Consider the following 4,377-nt stretch of genomic DNA (forward strand, 5'->3'; position numbering starts at 1 on the left):
TACGCCAGATCGCTATTAAAATACTTGATCGTATTAGCTAGCGAATTCCCCTATTGGGTCTACAAAATCCATGGTTTTCCCCTATTGTATTCGGATTTCTTGGCAATCAACTTTGTTCAGCAGATTGATCTGGTAACTCGCCCGCCAAGAATGGCCACTTAACGGGTATTTCTAAATCTATACAATGGAACGAAACATGTACAAGAATCAAATATTACGAAAAGGACTCTATGCGATTCTGGCGGGTTTGCTCACCATACCTATGAGTTGCAACAGACAGGAGATTGACACTCCTACGCCCGCAATGAGCAAACAAGCGGGTGGTAGACTAAGCCAGGGAGGGCAATGTGCTACCCTTACCTTTGGAAGAGAATTGGGGACTTGGAATACCGTGCCTAACAGTCGTTTTCAAGTGATTATTGCCGGGGATGGTGATCGGCAATACGTAGGCCAAATCTTACCCGAGCCTGCATTCGGTTCACGCTTTCTTATTCGGGGTGGCCAATTCATCGCACGGAGCGACTTTAATCCAACCGCCATCGCCCAAGGAGCTAGTGGTTGCTTTGAACCAGGTCCGGATGGAAATGGGTGGTTTGTTGCAGGTTTCAGCATCAACGACCTGGGTTCTAATTTCGAGCAAGTGACAGCTGCTGACGGCTCTCCTGCCTATCGGGTAAAGGATCGCTTTCAAAATGTTACGGATGTCTATTTTAGCAGAACTTATCTAGGTTCCTGGACCGTCAACAACACACCGATAGAAGCTCGTAGAATTGCTGGCGTAGGTTTGGTTGTGGCTCAGAATATTACTCAAGTTGATCCACGATCCCAAGGTCGCGATACGTTTATTATTCGCGGTAGAAACATCCTTCAACGGGGTGACATCAGCCTGTTAAACGCCCTGGACCGTGGCCGCACCGAAGCTTTTGCTGGACCTCAAACGGGTCTAAATGGATTACTTCCCCCTTTTGGCAGTCTTAGCATACCAGGTTATGAGCTTCTACCCTCTGGAGGCGGTGCAGATGAAGCTTACAGACGCTTGCCTTAACTGTTTCAAGTAATTCTTTGATGACAATTCTCTTTACAATTATAAAGCCGCTCCGGACATCCGGAGCGGCTTTATAATTGTAACATTCACGTTTGAGATAAATAAAATTGGTATACACTTAACTTCTTCCATTTCCAGAGCCGGATAGTCAACCCCAATCCTACGAAAAGGCGAATTAGTCAACCAGGGTAATGCCGTTAGGCTCTGCGGGAACGGATTCAGCAGGATACGTGAGGGCGACTTTCTTACCCGTCTTTTCGGCTTCTTCCAGCGTAGCGAAAAGCTCCTCTTTGCCGACGGTCATCAATGCTGTAAGCAATAAACCTCCGTATTCCCGCTCCTCACTGCCTACGGTTGCTGCTCGTCCGTCTCTCTGGTACTTGTCAAAAAGTTGTTTACCTGTCATGCTAGTGTTCTGAATATAATCCTTGCCAATATACGTAAATACTAAACAATCCGATAAGTGTCCTGGTACGAACGGTAGACCTAGTTCTTAACCGCCGCCATACTTCTCAGACAGCCATGCCGTAATCTCTAAAAGCTTGTACTAGGCAGGTTCCCTAAACGCTTGTTAATATTCAACTTGTTGGATTCATCGAACTATTAACTCAAAAATATTTTCACTCCTGGCAAAAGGTATCTTCACCTATATCTAACTAGCTTTACCCCCAACCTCACCGACCCATGTCATGACAGTCGCCTATTATATTTCCCAACTCGAAAGCCTGTTTCATGGACAGCCCTGGCTGGATGAGACTCTTTTGAAAAAGACGGCAAGCTTAACTAGCGAGCAAGCCTTTCAAAGACCCTACCCACCTGTACACTCGGCAGCTGAGATCCTGGCTCACCTGATTGCCTGGCGTCAGGTATTAATCAAGCGGCTGGAAGGGAACTATGCTTATCAAATCCAGATGCAAAGTACTCAGGATTGGCCTTCACTGGAGCAGCTCCAGGCGTTAGGATGGGACGCTTTACAGCAGCAGTTGATAAGCAATCAGACCCGCCTGATTGAATTACTGAGCCAGCAGTCGGATGAAGTATTAGCTATCCCCTACAACGATCAGGGACATACGTTTGAATACCTCATCAATGGTATCATTCAACATGACCTCTATCACCTGGGGCAGATCGGCTTAGTGATTAGTATGCTGCATTCCAGACGCCAATAACCATTCTTCCTGCTTAGCTACTAAAAGTCGAAGAGTAGCTTTCTGCCTTAAACCAATCATCTCTTCACTAATGAAGCCTTTTTAGGAATATTCTTTGATCAATATAAATGAAGATAGGCTAGTCGGTGAAATTCAGGTCGAGTCATTTTTAATAAATAACTGTGCTGTAATCACACCTAATTGTCTTTCTCTTTTTTCCTTAATTTAGTAACCGGAATACGATCACATCAGGATTGGATTCGTCGATAATTTCCATTTGTTCAAAGTTCAGCATTTGAAGCAGTTTAGCTGAAGGTTGGTTGGCTTTATGAGTAAAGGCGTTAATGGCTTTAATTCCAAGTATGTCAACGGCAAATGCAATGACTTTCTTCATTGCCTCATTCATGAATCCTTGTCCTTGGTAGTCTGGTAGAAGTTCATAGCCTATTTCGCATGTATTGCCTTCGTTTGAAACGTTAAAAAGGCCAATGCCACCTACTAACTTTCCACTGATGGGCTCTATAATAGCCCAATACAAAAGATTATTGGTCTGAATAGTTCTAATAAATTGTAAGGCTTCTTCTAAGGTTTGACTCGGCTCTCGGTCAAGGTACTTGTTTATTACCGGGTCAGAACGAAGTAAAAAAATGGCTTGCACATCGTTTTCTACCAATTGCCGAAGTGTCAACCGTTCTGTAGTGAGTGTTGGGAAAGTTACTAGCGTTTTATTGAGCATGTTTTTCTTTTTCTACTAGTTAACTGAACTGTCCCGGTAGTCTACTACAACAGGTGAATAGTACAGTACATTTTGTACCCACTTTGAAAGCCACTTTAGTACAAAAAAATCAGAGCGTTTAATGATTATTTTCCTCTCAACGTACGTCATCAATGGATTTCATAATACGGGCTATAAATAGTAATGATCCACAGCCCGTAACGTTTAAACAAATAAAGTTAAGAAAGCCGGGACAGTACCTGAATCAATGCCTCTACATCTACAGGCTTGGTTAAGTATTCGTTGAAGCCCGCTTCTTGGGCCTTCCGTTGGTCTTCCTTTTGACCCTACCCTGAAACCGCTACAATCAATACTTCCTTGCTCCAAGGCTGCTGCCGAATTTGCTGGCAGGTTTCATACCCATCCACATCGGGCATGCCAATATCCAACAAAATGACGTCAGGCCTGAGGCTTTCTGCCGCTATGATTCCTTCTCTACCACTATTACGGGCGTGTACCTGATACCCTTTGAGTTCCAAAAGCATACGTAGTGTGAACGTAGCATCGGGATTATCATCTACTAGCAAAAGGCGAAGTGTACCCTTTCTTGATTCTTTTTCTATCGCAAAATGCGATTGCACCTCGTTTACAGTAGGTAAGCTGACCATAAACGTACTACCCTGGCCCGACCCCTCACTTTGAGCCTCTACTTTTCCGCCGTGCAATTCGACAATCTGCTTGACTAGCGTAAGCCCGATACCCAATCCACCTGCCGAACGGGCCAACGAATTATCGATCTGCACAAACAACTCGAAAATCGACGTCAGTTGATCCGGACTTAAGCCAATACCCGTATCCTGGACCCGAAGGAGGGCCGTATTTCCCGTGTGTTCCAAGCTTAAGTGAATGTTGCCCTGCGGACCTGTATAGCGAGAGGCATTCGTTAATAAATTCATCACTACCTGCATGAGCCGCGTGGAATCTCCTTCCAACTGAACCGAGGTATCCGGCAAACGTACCGTTAGCTTTTGCTGCTTTGTATTCACCAAGGTTCGCACAGCTTCGATCGTCTGATTAATGAGTTCGACTAGATTGATACGCTCTTTTCGAAGTTCGATCTTACCCTGACTAATGCGGCTAACATCGAGCAGGTCATCCACCATGCGTACCAGATGGTTCGTCTGGCGAGTCATCATCTCCAGTACTGACTGAGCCTGAGTACTGGTTGCCACCGTTAGAGATAGTACCTGCAATCCATTGGAAAGCGTAGCCATGGGATTGCGAAGTTCATGAGCCAGCATGGCCAGAAACTCATTCTTACGCCGATCCGCCTCTTTCAAGCGATGTTCAGTCTGCTTGAATGCATGGATATCGGTAATGACCGCCACGCCTCCGGTGACCTGGCCCGTCTGATTCCAGATAGGCACCGCCGCTACCCGGGCCCAATGTGGGTATTCCCCTTCTTCGGT

5 protein-coding genes are annotated in these 4,377 nt (G+C 45.5%); 2 read left to right on the top strand and 3 right to left on the bottom strand.

What is annotated here, in order from left to right:
- The first annotated feature begins 184 nt into the window (after positions 1-184).
- Entirely contained in the window at positions 185-1,045 is an 861-nt protein-coding gene (locus ACOJTG_RS01105; RefSeq protein ID WP_420152111.1) for a hypothetical protein, read from the top strand.
- A gap of 175 nt (positions 1,046-1,220) precedes the next feature.
- On the opposite strand, the gene ACOJTG_RS01110 is transcribed toward ACOJTG_RS01105, so the two are convergent.
- Positions 1,221-1,451, bottom strand: coding sequence for a hypothetical protein (locus tag ACOJTG_RS01110; protein WP_420152112.1), 231 nt, complete (start codon positions 1,449-1,451; stop codon positions 1,221-1,223).
- Between the two features lie 283 nt (positions 1,452-1,734).
- On the opposite strand from ACOJTG_RS01110, the gene ACOJTG_RS01115 reads away from it, so the two are divergent.
- Positions 1,735-2,214 carry a DinB family protein gene (locus ACOJTG_RS01115; RefSeq protein ID WP_420152113.1) on the top strand — a complete coding sequence of 160 codons (480 nt, stop codon included), beginning with the start codon at positions 1,735-1,737 and terminating at the stop codon, positions 2,212-2,214.
- 199 nt (positions 2,215-2,413) lie between these two features.
- Here ACOJTG_RS01115 and ACOJTG_RS01120 read toward each other — a convergent pair whose 3' ends face one another.
- Together ACOJTG_RS01120 and ACOJTG_RS01125 are read right to left on the bottom strand one after the other, a co-directional pair.
- Entirely contained in the window at positions 2,414-2,929 is a 516-nt protein-coding gene (locus tag ACOJTG_RS01120) for a GNAT family N-acetyltransferase (RefSeq protein ID WP_420152114.1), read from the bottom strand.
- Between the two features lie 326 nt (positions 2,930-3,255).
- On the bottom strand, positions 3,256-4,377 hold a 1,122-nt coding region (locus tag ACOJTG_RS01125; RefSeq protein WP_420152115.1), incomplete at its 5' end, for an ATP-binding protein.

Source organism: Siphonobacter sp., from assembly GCF_048595215.1.
Classification (GTDB): domain Bacteria; phylum Bacteroidota; class Bacteroidia; order Cytophagales; family Spirosomataceae; genus Siphonobacter.

Coding starts and splice junctions, on each gene's coding strand:
- ACOJTG_RS01110 (WP_420152112.1), bottom strand. CDS start 1,451: ATGACAGGTAAACAACTTTTTGACAAGTACCAGAGAGACGGACGAGCA.
- ACOJTG_RS01115 (WP_420152113.1), top strand. CDS start 1,735: ATGACAGTCGCCTATTATATTTCCCAACTCGAAAGCCTGTTTCATGGA.
- ACOJTG_RS01105 (WP_420152111.1), top strand. CDS start 185: ATGGAACGAAACATGTACAAGAATCAAATATTACGAAAAGGACTCTAT.
- ACOJTG_RS01120 (WP_420152114.1), bottom strand. CDS start 2,929: ATGCTCAATAAAACGCTAGTAACTTTCCCAACACTCACTACAGAACGG.